This is a genomic window from Gordonia sp. NPDC057258 (assembly GCF_042668985.1).
GTDB classification, from domain to species: Bacteria; Actinomycetota; Actinomycetes; order Mycobacteriales; family Mycobacteriaceae; genus Gordonia; species Gordonia hongkongensis.
In genome coordinates this window covers 32432-51091 of record NZ_JBHUXZ010000009.1, presented here as the reverse complement: position 1 = coordinate 51091, position 18660 = coordinate 32432, and the positions used below count along the sequence as shown (strand labels likewise).

Below are 18660 nucleotides of genomic sequence, written 5' to 3'. Positions count from 1 at the left end.
GTCTCCCTCCGGATCGGACACCTGAATCGGATTGTAGGACGGGCCGGACGAATTCGACGAATGTGTGCAGGTCTAACCAAATGTCATCGCTCGTGTCCCAACCCGAGCGAAACCGCGTTCGAACCCGAAGCGCAGCACCCGGAAATGAACCTGACTATGATCCGGTACATGGTTTCCGAATTCTCGGAACTGGATCCGAGATCGCTCGAATTGCAGAAAGCGCTGTCGCAGATGCGTTTGCGCGAACTGCTCGACGAGGTCTCCGAACGGATCAGCCAGATCGCCGACGTACGCGATCAGACCGACGGGCTCCTGCAGGCGATGCTGGTCGTCAGTTCCGGACTCGATCTGGAAACCACTCTCGAATCGATCGTGGCGTCGGCGATCCGTCTCGTCGACGCCGAGTACGGGGCGCTGGGCGTGCTCGGGAGCGGGCATCACCTGTCCGCGTTCCTCTCCCAGGGCATCGACGCCGAGACCCGGGTACTCATCGGCGACCTGCCCACCGGTGGCGGCGTCCTCGGTCAGCTCATCGACCAGCCCGAGCTCCTGCGGTTGTCCGACCTGTCCAAGCACCCCGAATCAGTGGGTTTCCCCGCCAACCACCCGCCGATGACGAGTTTCCTGGGCACGCCGATCCGGGTCCGCGACGAGGTCTTCGGCAATCTCTATCTGACCGAGAAGAGGAACGGCGGCGTCTTCACCGAGGACGACGAGGTGGTCATCCAGGCACTGGCCTCGGCTGCCGGGATCGCGATCGACAACGCCCGGCTCTACGCGCAGGCGCAGAACCAGCTGGCCTGGATCGAGGCCAACCGCGACGTGATGACCGAGTTGCTGACCGGCGCCGATCATCAAGACGTCCTCGAGCAGATCGCGCGGAAGGTGCTGACCCTGGCCGATGCCGACCTGGTCTTCATCGCCGAGCCCCACGACACCGAAGAATCCGTGGAACTGATCGACGAACTGGTGATCACGGTCGCCGAGGGAGAAGACGGACACGTCTTCCGCGGCCAGAGCATCCCCATCGCCGGGTCGACGTCGGGGACGGCCTTCGTGCAGCGCCGGCCCGTGCTCCGAAATCACCTGGAGTACGAGGTCGGCGATTCGACGCGCTACGGGCCGGTCATGGCCGCCCCGCTGCGCACCGTCGAATCCACGAGGGGCGTGTTGATCGCCATGCGGGCCGACGGGCGGGAGCCGTTCGCCCGGGATCTCCTCGGACTGAGCGCCGACTTCGCCGACCAGGCCGCACTCGCGATGCAACTGGCCACCGCGACGTTGCAGGCCCACCACATGCGCGTGCTCGAAGACCGGGAGCGCATCGCGCGCGACCTCCACGATCACGTGATCCAGCGGATCTTCGCCGAGGGCCTCAGCCTGCAGGCGACGCTGCAGCGCACCCACTCACCCGATATCCGCTCGCGGCTCACCCGATCGATCAACAACCTCCAGGACATCGTCCAGGAGGTGCGCTCGACCATCTTCGACCTCCAGACCGAGGACATGACGGTCACGAGGTTGCGCCAGCGTGTGCAGGAGGTCATCGACCAGCAGATCGACGACCTGCCGATCCAGATGCACGTGCGGACCTCGGGTCCGCTGTCGGTGGTCGATCGCCCGTTGGCCGAGAATGTCGTCGCGGTGATACGCGAGGCGGTCAGCAACGTCGTGAAGCACGCCCGGGCCACGACGGTGACGGTGTCGATCACGGTCGCCGACGAGCTGGTCGTCGAGGTCATCGACAACGGCATCGGGCTGCCGGCGGACGTGACTCCGAGCGGTCTGGCCAACCTCGCGCTCCGGGCCGAGAAGGCCGGCGGGACGTTCACGACGACCCCGCCGCCGGGCGGCGGTCTCGCGCTGCGGTGGTCGGCGCAGCTCTAGTGACACACCACTAGGGGGCGTCCGCCTCGGCCGGTAGTCGCCATGCCGACATGCGTTCGGTCAGCCAGGCGACCGTTTGGAGTCCGGTGAGCACGCCGAAGAGCACGAGCAGCCACACGGACAATCCGATGATCGCGCAGACGGCGAATGCGGCGAGGAAAGCGACGAGAACGGCCGTGAGAGTGATGACGGTCCCCCTGGGAGAGCTTGCTCCGACTGTGTGCGGAGAAATTGACCCTCACACCATCCACCGACGGCGCGCCCGCCGGGAGGGGCCGAAGGTCACCGATCCGAGGGGCCAAGGAAACGTCGGGACGTCGCCGCTGCCGCCGCAGCCGCTGCTGATGCGCGGCGGGTCGTGCCGGCTCAGGCGGGCCGACCCCGTTTGAGCTCGAAGCCGGTCACATGACGGGCATCGCCGTCTCGCGGCGCGGTCGCCATCTCGATCTGCGCCCGCGCCTGGTCGAGGACCGGGGTGTCCGGATCGAGGACGGAGAGGTAGCGGTCGTGGGCGGCGAGTGCTCGAACGGCCGCGTCGAGTTGCTCCTCGACCTCGACGCCGTGTGTCGCCGCCGGACCGTTCTCGAACAACCACGACGGCGGGGCTTCCAGGGCGTCGTAGGCCTCGAGGACCGCCGCGGCGAACTCCATGTGGTCGCGCTGATTGGGCATGCCCGGCGCCCACTCGGGTCCACCGAAGAGCGAGACGATCACCTGCGGCCGCACGCGTTCGACGGTCTCGGTGATCTTGTCCCGCAACTCCGGCACGTTGCGGATGTCGCTGTCGGGGAACCCCCAGAACTCCACCTCGTCCACGCCGACGATCGACGCGGACGCGCGCTGCTCCGCTTCCCGCAGGGGGCCGCACTCGGCGGGCGGCAGACCTTCGATGCCCCGCTCGCCGCTGGAGGCCAGCGCGTAGACGACGCGGCGGCCCTCGCCGGTCCAGCGGGCGACGGCCGCCGCCATCCCGTACTCGGGGTCGTCGGGGTGGGCGACGAGCACGAGCGCGGTCTGCCAGTCGGTGGGGAAGGGGAGCAACTGCGCCGTCACGGTTCTCAGCGCTCCCGATCGAGATTGGCCATCTTCAGCACGTCGAGCCGGGCGTCCAGTTCGTCCTCGGTCAGCTTGTCGCCGACCAGGCCGCGGTCGAGGACGGTCTCGCGGATGGTCTTGCCCTCCCTCAGCGCCTGCTTGGCGACGGCCGCTGCCTCCTCGTAGCCGATGGCGCTGTTGAGGGGGGTGACGATCGACGGCGAACTCTCCGCGAGCGTGCGCAACCGCTCGGTGTTGGCCTGGAGACCGGAGATACAGCGGTCGGCGAACAGCCGCGAGACGTTCGCGAGCAGCTTGAGGGACTCGAGGACGTTGCGCGCCATCATCGGGATGTAGACGTTGAGTTCGAAGGCGCCGTTGCCGCCGCCCCAGGTGACTGCGGCGTCGTTGCCGATGACCTGCGCCGCCACCTGCGTGACAGCTTCGGGCAGAACGGGATTGACCTTGCCCGGCATGATGGAACTGCCCGGCTGCAGGTCGGGGAGCAGGATCTCGCCGAGCCCGGTGAGCGGACCCGAGCCCATCCAGCGGACGTCGTTGGCGATCTTGGTCAGCGACACCGCGATCGTCTTCAACTGGCCGGAGAGTTCGACGAGCCCGTCACGGGCCGCCTGCGCCTCGAAGTTGTCCTTCGCGAGGGTGAGTGACTCGACGCCGGTGAGCGACACGAGTTCGGCGACCACCTTGGTGCCGAAGCCATCTGGCGCATTGAGGCCGGTGCCGACCGCGGTACCGCCGATGGGCAGTTCGCCGACGCGCGGGAGGGCGGCGGTGATGCGCTCGATGCCGGCCTCGACCTGACGCGCGTAACCGCCGAACTCCTGTCCGAGCGTGACCGGTACCGCGTCCATCAGATGCGTGCGCCCGCTCTTCACGACCTCACGCCATTCGGTTGCCTTGTCCGCCAACGTCTTCTGCAGATGTTCGAGCGCCGGGATCAGGTCGGTGACGGCGGCCTCGGTGGCGGCGACGTGCGTCGCCGTCGGGAAGGTGTCGTTGGACGACTGGGACATGTTGACGTGGTCGTTCGGATGCACCTCGACGCCGTTGGACTTGGCGATCGACGCGATGACCTCGTTGGTGTTCATGTTCGAGCTGGTGCCCGAACCGGTCTGGAACACGTCGATCGGGAATTGGTGGTCGTGGCGTCCGTCCGCGATCTCGGTGGCCGCGGCGACGATCGCGTCGGCCTTCTCCTTGTCGAGGAGACCGAGGTCGGCGTTGACGGTGGCGCAGGCCGCCTTCAGCAGTCCCATCGACCGGATCTGCGTCCGTTCGAGGGGGCGTCCGCTGATCGGGAAGTTCTCCACGGCACGCTGCGTCTGTGCCCGCCACAGGGCGTCGACGGGTACCCGGACCTCGCCCATGGTGTCGTGCTCGATGCGGTACTGCTCGCCCTGCGCGTCGGTCTGTGTGTCCTCGGTCATCGGCGTGCCTACTCCTTCGATCGAATCCTTATGCCGCTCAGCGGGACGTTGACGGCCCCACTCGGGTCGGTGAAAAAGTCGTTGCCCTTGTCGTCAACGACGATGAAGGCGGGAAAATTCTCCACCTCGATCTTCCAGACGGCCTCCATGCCGAGTTCGGGATACTCGATGATCTCCTGGCTCTTGATGCAGTCGAGCGCGAGACGTGCCGCGGGCCCGCCGATGGAGCCGAGGTAGAAACCGCCGTGCGCGCCGCACGCCTCGGTGACCTGCTTGGATCGATTCCCCTTGGCCAGCATGACCATCGAGCCCCCGGCGGCCTGGAACTGTTCGACATAGCTGTCCATCCGGCCGGCCGTCGTCGGACCGAACGATCCGGAGGCCATGCCCTCGGGGGTCTTCGCCGGCCCCGCGTAGTAGACCGGATGATCGCGCAGGTAGTCGGGCATCGGCTCGCCGGCGTCGAGGCGTTCCTTGATCTTGGCGTGGGCGATGTCGCGCGCGACGACCAGCGGTCCGGTCAGCGACAGGCGCGTCTTGACCGGATACTGCGAGAGTTGTGCGAGGATCTCCGGCATGGGTCGGTTGAGGTCGACCTCGACCACCTCGCCACCCGAGATGTCCTCGGCCACACCGGCTGCGGGCATGTAGCGGGCCGGATCGGTCTCGAGCTGCTCGAGGAAGACGCCGTCGGCGGTGATCTTGCCGAGGGCCTGACGGTCGGCCGAGCAGGAGACCGCGATCGCCACCGGGCACGACGCACCGTGGCGGGGCAGCCGGACCACGCGCACGTCGTGGCAGAAGTACTTGCCGCCGAACTGCGCTCCGATGCCGAACGACTGGGTGAGCCGAAAGACCTCGTCCTCGAGCTCGAGATCGCGGAAACCGTGCGCCGACATCGATCCCTGCGTGGGCAGGTTGTCGAGGTAGTGCGCCGACGCGTACTTGGCGGTCTTGAGTGCGAATTCGGCTGAGGTGCCGCCGATCACGACGGCCAGGTGGTACGGCGGGCAGGCCGCGGTGCCCAGCGAGCGGATCTTCTCGTCGAGGAACTTCAGGATGCTCGTCGGGTTCAGGATCGCCTTGGTCTCCTGGAACAGGAACGACTTGTTGGCGCTGCCACCGCCCTTGGCCATGAACAGGAACTTGTACTCCGGACCCTTGGGCCCCTGCTCGGTGGCGTAGATCTCGATCTGGGCGGGCAGGTTCGAGCCGGTGTTCTTCTCCTCGTAGGTCGTCAGCGGGGCGAGCTGCGAGTAGCGCAGGTTGAGCTGCGTGTAGGCGTCGTAGACACCGCGGGAGATGGCCTCGGCGTCGTCGGTGCCGGTCAGGACCCCTTCGCTTTTCTTGCCCATCACGATGGCGGTGCCGGTGTCCTGACACATCGGCAGCACGCCACCGGCGGAGATGTTGACGTTCTTCAGCAGGTCGAGGGCGACGAACCGGTCGTTGCCCGAGGCCTCCGGGTCGTCGATGATCTTGCGCAACTGCGCGAGATGAGCCGGGCGCAGATAGTGGCTGATGTCGTGCATGGCCTCCGCGGTGAGCCTCCGGATGGCCTCCGGGTCGACCTTCAGGAAGGTCTGACCGTCGACGGAGATCGTGGACACACCCTCGGTCGTGATCAACCGGTACGGGGTCTCGTCGGCGCCGGTCGGGAGCAGATCGGAGTAGAGAAACTCGGGGGCTGAGGCTGGTTTACTCACGGACCGCATCGTATCGCCCACGACATCGGCCCCACGCCAGAGGTTGACTCGTGAAGTCACCGGTGTTGGTGTGGGGCCGATGTCGTGTCTCAGAGGTCGATGCGGGAATAGCCGCGGAGCTTGGCCGGCTTGTGGACGGCCTCGATGCGGCGGACGGTGCCGGACTTCGAGCGCATCACCAGCGACCGGGTCGTCGCGCCATTGGGCCGGTAGGTGACGCCGCGCAACATGTCGCCGTTGGTGACCCCGGTGGCGCAGAAGAAGGCGTTCTCGCCGCTGACCAGGATGTCGTTGGTCAGCACCCGGTCCAGGTCGTGGCCGGCATCGATGGCCTTCTGGCGCTCTTCGTCGTTGCGCGGCCACAGCTTGCCCTGGATCTCGCCGCCCATGCACTTCATCGCGACGGCGGTGATGATGCCCTCGGGAGTGCCACCGACGCCCATCAGCATGTCGACGGTGGAGTAGTCGTCGGCGGCGGCGACCGCACCGGCGACGTCGCCGTCGGAGATGAGGCGGATCTTGGCGCCGGCCTGCCGGATCTCACCGATGAGATCGGCATGACGAGGACGGTCGAGGACGATCACGGTCAGATCGGCGACGTCGATGCCCTTCGCCTTCGCGACCGAGTTGATGTTCCACTCGACGGACTCGTTGATGTTGATGGCGCCCTTGGCCTCGGGCCCGACGGCGATCTTGTCCATGTAGAAGACCGCCGACGGGTCGTACATCGTGCCGCGCTCGCTGACCGCGATCACCGAGATCGAGTTGGGGCGGCCCTCCGCCATCAGCGTGGTGCCGTCGATGGGATCCACGGCGACGTCACAGTCGGGGCCTTCGCCGTTGCCCACCTCTTCGCCGTTGTAGAGCATCGGCGCCTCGTCCTTCTCGCCCTCACCGATGACCACGACGCCGCGCATCGACACCGACGACAACAGTTCGCGCATCGCGTCGACCGCCGCGCCGTCGCCGCCGTTCTTGTCGCCACGACCGACCCAACGACCGGCCGCGAGTGCAGCCGACTCGGTCACGCGGACCAACTCCATCGCGAGGTTGCGGTCCGGGGCCTGATGGGTGCTGACGGTCATGGGCAATCGACTCCTCTGTTCGGCGCGGGTCGACTCCAGCGGCGCCGAGTGATGGTGGCGGTGGTCTCGAGCACCATCCTTGCATGTCACACCGGGCATTCGGTCAGTGACCCTGCTGGTGGGATACTCGGCGCCATGGCAGACAAACCCCGCATTCTGAACAACGGCAAGGACATGTTCTGGTCGTTGGTCCCGTTGCTCGCGTTGTGTGCGCTGGTGGCGATCGCGTCGGGGAACTGCTCGATCGGGGCCTCCAAGGACGTGGCCGACAGCAAGCTGCCGCCGTTCGACGTGGTCAGCGCATTGAACGCGGACGCCGCCCAGCTCCCGTTCCCGATCCGCCGTCCGCCGACGCCGGAGGGCTGGCGGCCCAACTCCGGTTCGTCGGACGCGATCGAGGGGCACCGGGTCAGCACGGTGGGATGGCTCAGCAGCGACGGCGCCTACGTCCAGCTCAGTCAGTCCGATGCGCCCGAGGACGTGTTCGTCCCCTACCTGGGCGGCGGCAGCGGGGGTGATTTCGCCGACATCACCGGTACCGGTACGCGCCAGGCGGGCGGGCGGCAGTGGGTGACCTACGAGACGTCGGAGGGCAAGCGGTTCTGGATCACCGACCTGGGCAAGGTACGCATCGCGGTCCTGTCACGCGGCAGCGACGCCGACATCGAGACGATCGCGTCGTCGGTCGTCGCCCAGCAGCCGCTGCAATTGGGGTAGCGCACTACTCGTGAGAACCCGGCCCGCGGTTCCTAGCGTCTTCGGCAGGAGGCGCTCATGGATGGGGGATCGGGGTTCGGCTTGCACCTCGTGTGGGCCAGGCTCGTGCTCGTCGCGGTCCTCGTGCTGCTCGTGGTGACCGTTCCGGTGCAACAGGCGGGCGCCATCGATGCGCCGACCGACCCGCGATCCGGGGCCGCGACTGCATCCGGTCTTCCGTACATCGTCGGGCCGCCTCCGGATTCCGCTGTGGGGCGGCCGCTTTCCTCCTCATCGAGGGGTGGGGAGGATCGTCGGCCGGTCCTCGCGCGGGCCGGTGCGCGACCGACCGCCGAGCACACGCGCATCAGTGTTCTCGACCGCGAGGCGCTCACCCGGTTCGACTGATCGGTCTCAGTCGTCCTCGGGGTCGTCGGGATCGGAGCCGGTGCTGATGACCGCCTCGATGCGCTCGCGGGCACCGCGCAGGTGCTCCTCGCAGCGGGTCGCGAGGGCCTCGCCACGCTCCCAGAGCGCCAGCGAGGCGTCGAGGTCGAGTCCGCCGTGCTCGAGGGCGGTGACGATCTCGGCGAGTTCGTCGCGTGCTTCCTCGTATCCGAGTTCCTCGATCGGAGTGGATGATTCGTCGGTGCTCACGCATTTCCTCCGTGTTCCGGCATGGTCGTGGGTTCGTCGACCCGGGCGGTTGCGGCGCCGTCGGCGACCCGGATGCGCAGGGGTGCACCCGGCGGCAGGTCCGCGAGCGTGCCGACCACATGGGGTGGGTCGGTGTCGGTGCGCTGTACCACCGCGTAGCCGCGGGCCAGGGTCTGCGCGGGACCGAGTGTTGACAGGCGCGCACCGAGATGGTCGGTACGTCGTTCCTCGGAGTCGATGTGGCGCAACACATCTCGGCGCAGGGCGCGGACCAGCTCAGCCACCTGCCCGGCTTCGGAGTCCACGAGCACCCCGGGACGGGCGAGCACCGGCCGCGCCCGCAACGCGGCGACGACGCCGGACTCGCGGCGCACCCAGTTGCGCAGGGCCTGCGCGCTGCGTCGCCGCAGATCCGCGATGCCCGCGAGTTCGGCCTCGACGTCGGGAACGACCCGCTTCGCCGCATCCGTCGGAGTGGCGGCGCGCAGATCCGCGACGAGATCGAGCAGTGGATTGTCCGGTTCGTGCCCGATCGCGCTGACGACCGGGGTCCGGCACCGCGACACCGCGCGCAGCAACGCCTCGTCGGAGAACGGGAGCAGGTCTTCGACGCTGCCCCCGCCGCGCGCGATGATGATGACCTCGACATCGGGGTGGGCATCGAGATCGGCGAGGTGGGTCAGGATGCGGGCGACCGCCGTCGGCCCCTGCACGGGGGCCTCGCGGATGTCGAAGCGCACGTTCGACCATCGAGCGGTCGCGACGCTCACGACGTCGTGCTGCGCTGCGCTCGCGCGGCCACTGATCAGGCCGACGGCGCGCGGCAGGAACGGCAGCGGCCGTTTGAGCCGTGAATCGAAGAGGCCCTCGGCGGCCATGAGCTGCCGCAGCCGTTCGATGCGCAGCAACAGCTCGCCGATGCCCACGGCCCGGATCTCGCTGACCCGCAGCGACACCGTGCCGCGCCCGGTGTAGTAACTCGGCCGGCCCAGGACCACCACGGAGCTGCCGTCCGTCAGCGGGACCTCGGTGCGTGCCAGCAGGTCGGGGCTGCACGTCACCGAGATCGAGATGTCGGCAGCGGGATCGCGCAGGGTGAGGAACGCGGTGCGGGTCCCCGGCCGCCGGCTGATCTGGGTGACCTGTCCCTCGACCCAGATCTGTCCGAGCCGATGGATCCAGTCGGCGATCTTGGTGTTCACCGTCCGGACCGGCCAGGGATGCTCGGCCGAGTTCGGTGACGAGGAACGTCGCGGTGTGTCGCTCGTGTCGGCCCCGGTCACGCTTCGGTGGAGCGCTTGTTCTGCGCGGCGATCCGGTTCTCGAGCATCGTCACGAACGGCGCGCGGTCGCGGCGGGATTTCTCATAGTCGACGAGTGCGATCAGGTCCTCGACGGCGACCGACCGCAGGCGGGCCCGGAGTTGCGCGAGGGTGAGGGTGTCGTAGTCGATGAGCTCGACGATCTCGGGCCCCGAGCCGTCGGCGGAACCCACCGCCTCGGTGCCCGGCACCTCGGCCGCGACGACCTCGTCGGGGGTCGAGCTGTACAGCGCGAACCGCCCGGCATCGGCGCGCGGCGGTGCGGCGAGATCGGCGTCGGCGGCCGCCTCCTCGATCTCCTCGTCGATGGTCGTGGGCGACGGGGTCGTCGCGGCGGCCTTCGGCTTCTCGTCCTGCACAGACGTGTCGGTGATCGCCGCGGGCGCGACCGGGTCGGGACCCGCTGCGTCGTCCTCGTCGAAACGTGCCCACTCGGGCTGTTCGTCGGGCCGGTCGAAGAGCATCTCCAGGGCGGCGTCGCCTTTGATGGCCAGTTCGGCGATGTTCTGTTGCGCTCGCATACCGGCCTGGAGGGTCTGGCTGATGGCGGTCATCGGCAACGTGATGAGCAGCGCCGGGAGTTTGCGTGTCTCCTCGAGGGCGGTGACGATCAGACCTGCGGCTATCCGGGCGGGGTACGGTGCGCGATCCATGCCAACACTCTGCCATCACGGGCAACGCCGCGTAACCCGTACCCTGGGAAGCATGTCTGAGACGAAGCGTGTCCTGCTCGCCGAACCCCGCGGCTACTGCGCTGGTGTCGACCGTGCGGTGGAGACGGTCGAGCGTGCCCTCGACAAGCACGGCGCTCCCGTCTACGTGCGCAAGGAGATCGTGCACAACCGGCACGTCGTGGAGACCCTGGCCGAGCGCGGGGCGATCTTCGTCGGCGAGACCGACGAGGTGCCCGAGGGTGCGTTGGTCGTGTTCTCCGCGCACGGGGTGTCCCCGCTGGTGCACCAGACCGCCGCCGAGCGCAACCTGCGCACCATCGACGCCACGTGTCCGCTGGTCACGAAGGTTCACCAGGAGGCGAAGCGGTTCGCGCGCGACGACTACGACATCCTCCTGATCGGCCATGAGGGCCACGAAGAGGTCGAGGGCACCGCCGGCGAGGCCCCACAGCACATCCAGCTCGTCGACGGTCCCGACAGCGTGGACGCGGTCGAGGTCCGTGACGAGTCGAAGCTGGTCTGGTTGTCGCAGACCACCCTGTCCGTCGACGAGACCATGGAGACGGTCCGTCGACTCCGCGAGAAGTTCCCGCTGCTCAACGACCCGCCCAGCGACGACATCTGCTACGCCACCCAGAACCGGCAGGTGGCGGTCAAGGCGATGGCTCCCGAATGCGACCTGGTGATCGTCGTCGGATCGCAGAACTCCTCGAACTCGGTGCGCCTCGTCGAGGTGGCCCTGCAGGCCGGCGCGAAGGCAGGCCACCTGGTCGATTACGCCCGTGAGATCGACGACTCGTGGCTCGACGGTGTGACGACGGTCGGGGTCACCTCTGGCGCGTCGGTGCCCGAGGTGCTGGTCCGCGGGGTTCTCGACTACCTGGCCGAACGCGGCTACGGCACGGTCGAGACGGTCAACACGGCCAACGAGACGCTGACCTTCGCGCTCCCGCGCGAGCTGCGCCCCGCACGTTCGTCCAGCTGACCTCGGGCCACGATCCGGCGTCGACAGATCAGAACTCGTCCGGGTCGAGCTTGCGCACCCGTCGGTGGGGTAGTGCGATCGCGAGGACGGCGGCGATGACGATCGCCGCGACGGCGCTGCCGATGATCGCGACGTTGCGCGCGGAATCGTCCGGTGGCTGCGCCACGGGAGGTGCGGCGATGGGCGCCGAGGCCCGGTCCTGCTGCTGATCGGCCGGCACTTCGGCGGTCAGGGCGGCGACCGGATCGATGACACCGTGTCCGATCCGCTGATCGCGCCCGGTTCCCGGGGAGTGGGCGGTGGCGATGATGCGGTCCATCACCTCGCGCGCGGTCAGATCCGGGAAGCGGGCCCGGATCAGCGCGGCGGTGCCCGCGACGTACGGCGCGGCGAAACTCGTGCCGATCAAGGGCACCGGCCCGCCGTCGCTCTGCTGGGCCGACGCCAGCCGGCTCGAACCGCGCTTGCTGTCCAGGCTCACGATGTCGGTGCCCGGCGCTGCGACGCTCACCCACGGGCCATGCAGGCTGAAATCGCTCGGTGAGCCGGTGTCGGCGTCCACCGAGCCGACCGTGAGGACGTACGGCGAGTACCAGGCGGGACTGGCGACGGTCGCGACCGACCGCCATCCGTCGGGGTCGTCGGCGGCGGGAGCCGGATTCTGGTTCTGGCAGGCGCCGTCGCGCGTCAGGTTGCCGGCTGCCACGACGACCACGACGTTCCGGTCGTAGGCGTGCCGGATGGCCGCACCGAGCGCCCGGTCGTCGACCGAATCCGCCGCCGACGCGCACGCCACCTCGGAGATGTTGATGACGGTGGCGCGTAGATCGACCGCGCGCACGATGGCGTGCGCCAGCGTCCGGACGGACCCGTAACCCGAGCCGACCACCGGTGCGGCGTCGTCCCGGGCGCGGTCGTTCTTCTTCTGGAAAGCGCTGCTGGACTGGCGGATCGCGATGATGGATGCCGCGGGCGCGACGCCGACGAACGCGTCGGCGGTGCTGGGCCGGGCGGCGATGATCCCGGCGACCAGGGTGCCGTGGGCGTCGCAGTCGTCGAGTCCGTTGCCGCCCGAGACGTAATCGCCACCGGCGACGACGCGACCGAGCCGAGGATGGGGCGTCACCCCGGTGTCGATGACGGCCACCCGCTGACCCTGTCCGCGACTGAAACGCCACGCCTCCGGGAGATTCATCATCGCCTGCGCCGCGGTCGGTTTCGTCACGGTGCGCGTCAGTTCCGGGATGTTGCACAGGTGCCGCTGCTCGGTCGGTTCGAGCGGGGCGACCGGGGCCGACCGGACGAGGGCGCCGGGATCGATCCGAGGCGGGGTCACCGCCGCAGCGGGCGTCGCCGAGGCCCCGACGAGTGCCGCGACGAGGGTCGTCGCGAATACTCCAGCACCACGGACACGCTTGTCGCGCATCAGATCTCGCGGACCATTCGGTACAGGTCGAGCAGCCACAACAGCAGGGGCACGATGAGGGCGACGAGGATGTACTCGCCGATTTCGGCCCACCGACGCATCACGTGTGAGAAGTCCTGGTTCGGTGCGACGACCCCGAAGACGAGGGCGCCGATCACCACGAGGATGCCGAGGGCGAAACCGATCACCGGCCACTGGTCGTCGCCGAACGCGAGACCGGTGATCAGGGTGATCACCACGAGCGATCCGCCGATGACGAGGATTCCCGCCTGGAACAGGTCGCTGTGAGAGCGGCCCCGCAGACACAGCACGACGCCGATGATCGCGGCGTAGACGGCGTTGCGCCATTCGAACCCGGCGAGCGGGGCGGCGGTGAGCACGGCCGCGATGGCGGTGACGATCGTGAGCCCGCCGACGATGCCGGTCAGGTACGCGTTGGCGAGGTAGGAACGACGTTCCAGCGCATCGGCTTTGGGAAGGGCGGTCGCGCCGATCGCCCCGATGCCCTCGATGGCCGGTCGCGGTTCGATGTCCTTGACGTCGATGGCGGCACCCGCGGTCGGCACCGGGGGCAGCGGCAGTTTCGCGAGCAGGATCGTCGTGCGGGGAGCCAGACCGATGCACAGCAGACCGACCGCGGCGATGACGGCGGCGACATCGGCCACCGGCGCATCGATGAGGAGTCGCGCCCCGCAACCGGTGGCGCCGAGCAGCGCCGCGCTGGTCACAGCGCTGTGTGCGGTCGCCCCGGCCGCGGTCATGCGATAACTGACGACCGCGGCGACGAGTGCGAACGCGAAGCCCAGGGTGAGGTGTGCGGCGCCGTATGACCCGGGCGTCACGATCATCCCGGTCACGAAGGCCATCGGTGCGGCACACAGGGACAGCACCGTCGAACTCTGCTCGTCGCGGTAGTAGCGGGACACGATCGTCGAGGCGGTGACGAATCCGACGACCGCCAGCCCGGACAACCCGGCGAACCACAGGGCGCCGGTGCCGGAGCGGACCGCGGCCAGGGACGCCGCCGCCGCGATCGCGGCGACGAGTGCCAGTGCGTAACCGACCTTCCGCGCGGACGCCGCGGTCCAGTCGACGAACTGTGATTCGTTCAATCGGGCGACAGCGTCGACCACGTCGTCGAACAGCACCGGGGACTCCCCGGTTCGCGTGGAGGTCAACAGCAGCAGGTCGCCGTCACGGATTCCCGACTCCGACAGCGACCGGTGCAGGGGCAGTGGGTCCTGTCCGACGAGCGCGAGCGTCCACTTGTTCTGCCGGTCGTGCGGTCGGCCGGGATTGCGGGCGTCGGCATCCGGGTCGTCGGGGTCCGACCTCGAGGGATTGCGCGATTCGATCTGGGCGACAAGGTCACCGATGAGTCCGGCGATGGGGATGCCGGCCGGCAGTCCGACGTCGAGCTGGGTGTTGCCGCCCAGCACGGACACCCGTACGAGTTGCGGCTCGACGGCCCCCTCACCCCGCCGGCGATCCCCGGTGTCCGCGTCGGCAGCGGTGGCCGGGTACCCCGGTGCGAATCCGTCCACAGACGACATCAGGTCAATCCTCCCCCTAGATTCAGCAGCTAACATAGCCAACCGCGGCGGGTTCGACCGCCCGGGGATACACAGCGCGACATGTCAGGGGGGACGTGTGGTCACGACGACGGAGGGCTTTGTGCGTCGCCCGCGCATCACGCCCCCACGCACGCCCGGAGGCGAGGTCAACATCCAGGCGCCGCCGGATGTGCCGCGGGTGGTGCCCGGCGGCCTCCTGATGAAACTGCTGCCGGTGGTGATGGTCGTCGCCGTCGTCGGCATGGTGGCACTGATGGTCGTCACCGGTGGGCGCAACATCCTGACCAACCCGCTGTTCATGATGTTCCCGCTGATGATGCTGATGTCGATGTTCGGCATGTTCGCCGCCGGCGGCCGTGGCGGGGGCAAACGCGCCGGAGAACTCAACGAGGAACGCAAGGACTACTTCCGCTATCTCGGCCAGCTGCGCGGCCAGGTCTTCGAGACCGTCGACAACCAGCGCGCAGCACGCACCTGGAGCCACCCGGACCCGCGTGCGCTGCTCGACGTGATCGGCAGCAGGCGCATGTGGGAACGCCGCCCCAGCGACGCCGACTTCGCCCATGTGCGCGTCGGGGTGGGTGTCCAGCGACTCGCCACGCGGCTCATGCCGCCGGAGACCGGGCCCCTCGAGGACATCGAGCCGGTGTCGATGGTGGCCCTGCGCCGGTTCGTGCGCACGCACTCCGCGGTGTACCGCCTGCCCACCTCGATCTCGCTGCGCGGCTTCCCCGCCATCAACATCGAGGGTGCGCGGCAGGAGACCCGCGAACTCATCCGGTCGATGGTCGTGGAGCTGTGTGCGTTCCACGGTCCCGATCATCTGCACATCGGCATCGTGACCGGTGATCCGGCGGGGGAGGCCTGGGACTGGGCGAAATGGCTTCCGCATGTGGGACATCCGACGCTGCGCGACGGCGTCGGGGCGATGCGGATGATCTATCCGACGCTGGCGGACCTCGAGAACTCGATGGCCGCGGACCTCCTCGAGCGCGGCCGGTTCAGCCGGTCGGCGCCGCCGAACGCCAACCGCGCACACCTCGTGGTGATCATCGACGACGGTTACGTCGCCGGCGACGAGCGGATCATCAACGACGCCGGCATGGAAGGCGTCACGATCCTCGACCTGACCGCGCCGCCGGACGGTCTCGCGGTGCGGCGCGGGCTGCAACTCGTCGTGCGCGGGGGCAAGGTCTCCGCGCGCAGTGCCGCCGGCGTCGAGGAGTTCGCCGACATGGACTCGCTGACGATTCCCGAGGCGGAGGCGATCGCCCGGCGCATGGCGCGCTACCGGCTGGCCACCGCTGCGACGCTGGCCCACCTCGAGTCCGAGGCGACCTCGGCCGACCCCGGCCTGCCCGCGCTGCTGGGCATCGACGACGCCGCACGCTTCGATCCGGCGACGGCCTGGCGCGGTCGTACCGGCCGGGAGCGCCTGCGCGTGCCGATCGGTTACACGCCGACCGGCGCGCCCGTGGAGATCGACATCAAGGAGAGCGCACACGGCGGCATGGGTCCGCACGGGCTGTGCATCGGCGCCACCGGATCGGGGAAGTCGGAGTTCCTGCGCACGCTGGTCCTGGCGATGCTGGCGACTCATTCGCCGTCGGAGCTGAATCTCGTGCTCGTGGACTTCAAGGGCGGCGCGACGTTCCTGGGCTTGGAATCCGCGCCGCACGTCGCCGCGATCATCACGAACCTCGAGCAGGAACTCTCGATGGTCGACCGGATGAAGGACGCGCTCTCGGGCGAGATGAACCGGCGCCAGGAGGTGTTGCGGGCGGCGGGCAACTACGCGAACGTCGCCGACTACGAGCGCGCCCGCGCCTCGGGGGTGCGCCTCGATCCGCTGCCGGCACTGTTCATCGTCGTCGACGAGTTCTCCGAACTGCTCTCGCAGAAGCCCGATTTCGCCGAACTGTTCGTCGCCATCGGTCGTCTGGGTCGCTCGCTGCACATCCATCTGCTGCTCGCCTCGCAGCGGCTGGAAGAAGGCAAACTCCGGGGCCTGGACTCGCACCTGTCGTATCGGATCGGCCTGAAGACGTTCTCCGCCAACGAGTCCCGCTCGGTTCTCGGTGTTCCCGACGCCTATCACCTGCCGAGCGTCCCGGGTTCGGCGTACCTCAAGTGCGATTCGGCGGACCCGATCAGGTTCAACACCTCCTACGTGTCGGGGGCCTACTACTCGCCGACGGTCACCGAGTCGGTCGATCCGACGACCACGGCGTCATCGCGTCGCGGAAACCTCAAGGTGTTCACCGCACTTCCGGTGCCGCTGGAGGAGGGCGCGTCGCGTTCGCTGCTCGATCAGGCCGAGAGCCTGCTCGACGAGGAACCGCCGGCACCCGAGGCGCCCACCGAGTTCGAGCCGGTCTCGGCGCAGGTGCCCACGCTCATGGAGACCATCGTCGAACGCATGGAGCACGCGGGCCCGCCGGCCCACCGCGTGTGGCTGCCGCCGCTGGACGACTCGCCCACCGTGGAACATCTTCTCGGCGAGCGGGACTGGTCCCACCCGGCGGTGCCGGGGCATCTCACGGTTCCGATCGGTGTCGTCGACCGGCCCTACGACCAGCGACGCGACCCGCTCGTCATCGACCTCGCGGGGGCCGCGGGCAACGTGGCGGTGGTCGGCGGTCCGCAGTCGGGCAAGTCGACGACGCTGCGCACGATCATCATGTCGGCCGCCGCGTCCCACACGCCCGAACAGGTGCAGTTCTACTGTCTGGACTTCGGCGGCGGCAGTCTGGCCGGTCTCGCCGGGCTCCCGCATGTCGGCTCGGTCGCCTCGCGCGGCGACATGGACGCGGTCCGCCGTACGGTCGCCGAGGTGGCGGCCGTGGTCCGCTCGCGCGAACTGCTGTTCACCCGGCTGGGCATCGAGTCGATGCGCGACTACAGGTCCCGCCGGGAAGCGTGGTTCCGGTCCGGCGTCACCTCGCCGGCGTCGGACCCGCTCGCGCAGGACCGGTTCGGCGACGTGTTCCTCGTTCTCGACGGCATGAACGTGCTGCGTACCGAACTGGAATCGCTCGAGGAACAGATCACCGCGATCGTGGCCCAGGGGTTGAGCTACGGCGTCCACGTCATGGTCACCGCGTCCCGATGGGCCGAGGTGCGCCCGGCGGTCCGCGATCTCATGGGTACCCGGATCGAGCTGCGGCTGGGCGACCCAATGGATTCCGACATGGGTCGTCGCGCCGCCGCGCTGGTCCCGCAGAACCGACCCGGCCGCGGCCTGACCGGGCAGGAGCTGCACATGCTGATCGCGCTGCCCCGGCTCGATTCGGTCAGCAGTGCCGAGTCGTTGCCCGCGGGCGTCGCCCAGTCGGTCGAGAAGCTCACCGCCGCCTATCCGGGCCGCTCGGCGATGGCCGTGCGCAAGCTGAGCACCGAGATCGGCTACGCATCGGTGCAGCGCGCGGTTGCCGCCGCCGGGCTGACGCTGGCACCCAATCAGGTGGCGATCGGTGTCGGTGAGCTCGAACTCGCCCCGGTGGTCCTCGATTTCACCGCCCAACCGCATTTCATGGCGTTCGCCGACGTCGAACACGGCAAGACCAACCTGCTGCGGACGATCGTCACCGGGCTGGTCGCGGGTGCCACACCCGAGCAGGTGCGCATCGTCTTCGTCGACTACCGCCGCACGATGCTGGGGATCATCGACGGCGATCATCTTGCCGGCTACGCGAGTTCGCCCGACCGCGCGGCGTCGATGATGACGGAGCTGGCGGCGTATCTGAAGAACCGGATGCCGCCCGAGGACGTGACGGTCCAGCAACTGCGGGACCGCACCTGGCTCGACGGCCAGCCCGAGGTGTACGTGGTGGTCGACGACTACGACATGGTCGTCACCTCGACCGGCAATCCGATGCTGCCGATCGTCGAACTGGCCTCCCATGCGCGCGACATCGGGCTGCACATCGTGCTCGCCCGACGTTCCGGCGGCCTCGGTCGGGCGATGTTCGATCCGCTGATCGCGCGCCTCAAGGACCTGTCGTCGGACATCCTGCTGATGAGCGGTGACCGGGACGAGGGATTCATCACCGGCCGGTCGAGGATGCAGACGCTGGTGCCCGGCCGCGGCGAACTGGTGTCGCGCGTCCGGCCGCAGGAGATGATCCAGGTCGCCCATCTCCCGATCGGCGACTAGGGGTGGGTC

14 protein-coding genes are annotated in these 18660 nt (G+C 68.7%); 5 read left to right on the top strand and 9 right to left on the bottom strand.

What is annotated here, in order from left to right:
- Positions 1-168: 168 nt before the first annotated feature.
- The gene (locus tag ACFUEJ_RS08985) at positions 169-1887 is read left to right on the top strand and encodes a GAF domain-containing sensor histidine kinase (RefSeq protein ID WP_388028748.1); all 1719 of its coding nucleotides are present in this window, start codon (positions 169-171) and stop codon (positions 1885-1887) included.
- A gap of 366 nt (positions 1888-2253) precedes the next feature.
- Here ACFUEJ_RS08985 and ACFUEJ_RS08980 read toward each other — a convergent pair whose 3' ends face one another.
- The 4 genes from ACFUEJ_RS08980 to glpX all read right to left on the bottom strand — a co-directional run bounded on the left by ACFUEJ_RS08980 (position 2254) and on the right by glpX (position 7161).
- Positions 2254-2940 carry a PIG-L deacetylase family protein gene (locus ACFUEJ_RS08980; protein ID WP_388028745.1) on the bottom strand — a complete coding sequence of 229 codons (687 nt, stop codon included), beginning with the start codon at positions 2938-2940 and terminating at the stop codon, positions 2254-2256.
- 5 nt (positions 2941-2945) lie between these two features.
- Complete coding sequence (locus tag ACFUEJ_RS08975) at positions 2946-4370, bottom strand: class II fumarate hydratase (protein ID WP_388028742.1); 1425 nt, start codon at positions 4368-4370, stop codon at positions 2946-2948.
- Between the two features lie 8 nt (positions 4371-4378).
- Positions 4379-6076, bottom strand: a complete 1698-nt coding sequence (locus tag ACFUEJ_RS08970; protein WP_065629959.1) for a fumarate hydratase — start codon at positions 6074-6076, stop codon at positions 4379-4381.
- 89 nt (positions 6077-6165) lie between these two features.
- Positions 6166-7161, bottom strand: a complete 996-nt coding sequence (gene glpX / locus ACFUEJ_RS08965) for a class II fructose-bisphosphatase (RefSeq protein WP_065629922.1) — start codon at positions 7159-7161, stop codon at positions 6166-6168.
- A gap of 135 nt (positions 7162-7296) precedes the next feature.
- Between glpX and ACFUEJ_RS08960 the strand changes: the two genes are divergently transcribed.
- Together ACFUEJ_RS08960 and ACFUEJ_RS08955 are read left to right on the top strand one after the other, a co-directional pair.
- The gene (locus ACFUEJ_RS08960) at positions 7297-7878 is read left to right on the top strand and encodes a DUF4245 domain-containing protein (RefSeq protein ID WP_388028738.1); all 582 of its coding nucleotides are present in this window, start codon (positions 7297-7299) and stop codon (positions 7876-7878) included.
- A 57-nt stretch (positions 7879-7935) separates the two neighbouring features.
- A complete protein-coding gene (locus ACFUEJ_RS08955) occupies positions 7936-8265 on the top strand; it encodes a hypothetical protein (RefSeq protein WP_058250719.1) in 330 nt (109 codons plus the stop codon).
- A 6-nt stretch (positions 8266-8271) separates the two neighbouring features.
- On the opposite strand, the gene ACFUEJ_RS08950 is transcribed toward ACFUEJ_RS08955, so the two are convergent.
- The 3 genes from ACFUEJ_RS08950 to ACFUEJ_RS08940 are packed head-to-tail and all read right to left on the bottom strand — an operon-like array spanning position 8272 to position 10489.
- Positions 8272-8514 carry an exodeoxyribonuclease VII small subunit gene (locus tag ACFUEJ_RS08950; protein ID WP_058250718.1) on the bottom strand — a complete coding sequence of 81 codons (243 nt, stop codon included), beginning with the start codon at positions 8512-8514 and terminating at the stop codon, positions 8272-8274.
- Positions 8511-9797: an exodeoxyribonuclease VII large subunit gene (gene xseA, locus ACFUEJ_RS08945; RefSeq protein ID WP_058250717.1), complete on the bottom strand. Its 1287-nt coding sequence runs from the start codon at positions 9795-9797 to the stop codon at positions 8511-8513. Before xseA ends, ACFUEJ_RS08950 begins: the two co-directional genes overlap by 4 nt.
- A complete protein-coding gene (locus tag ACFUEJ_RS08940) occupies positions 9794-10489 on the bottom strand; it encodes a lipid droplet-associated protein (protein WP_058250716.1) in 696 nt (231 codons plus the stop codon). The genes xseA and ACFUEJ_RS08940 overlap by 4 nt, the downstream gene beginning before the upstream one ends.
- Positions 10490-10541: 52 nt before the next feature.
- Here ACFUEJ_RS08940 and ACFUEJ_RS08935 point away from each other — a divergent pair, with 52 nt between their 5' ends.
- Positions 10542-11495, top strand: coding sequence for a 4-hydroxy-3-methylbut-2-enyl diphosphate reductase (locus ACFUEJ_RS08935; protein ID WP_058250715.1), 954 nt, complete (start codon positions 10542-10544; stop codon positions 11493-11495).
- Positions 11496-11523: 28 nt separating this feature from the next.
- Here ACFUEJ_RS08935 and mycP read toward each other — a convergent pair whose 3' ends face one another.
- Both mycP and eccD read right to left on the bottom strand, forming a co-directional pair.
- Complete coding sequence (mycP, locus tag ACFUEJ_RS08930) at positions 11524-12921, bottom strand: type VII secretion-associated serine protease mycosin (protein WP_388028734.1); 1398 nt, start codon at positions 12919-12921, stop codon at positions 11524-11526.
- Positions 12921-14474 carry a type VII secretion integral membrane protein EccD gene (eccD, locus tag ACFUEJ_RS08925; protein ID WP_388028732.1) on the bottom strand — a complete coding sequence of 518 codons (1554 nt, stop codon included), beginning with the start codon at positions 14472-14474 and terminating at the stop codon, positions 12921-12923. The genes mycP and eccD overlap by 1 nt, the downstream gene beginning before the upstream one ends.
- Before the next feature lie 97 nt (positions 14475-14571).
- Between eccD and eccCa the strand changes: the two genes are divergently transcribed.
- Complete coding sequence (gene eccCa / locus ACFUEJ_RS08920) at positions 14572-18651, top strand: type VII secretion protein EccCa (protein WP_247451832.1); 4080 nt, start codon at positions 14572-14574, stop codon at positions 18649-18651.
- The last annotated feature ends 9 nt before the right edge of the window (positions 18652-18660 follow it).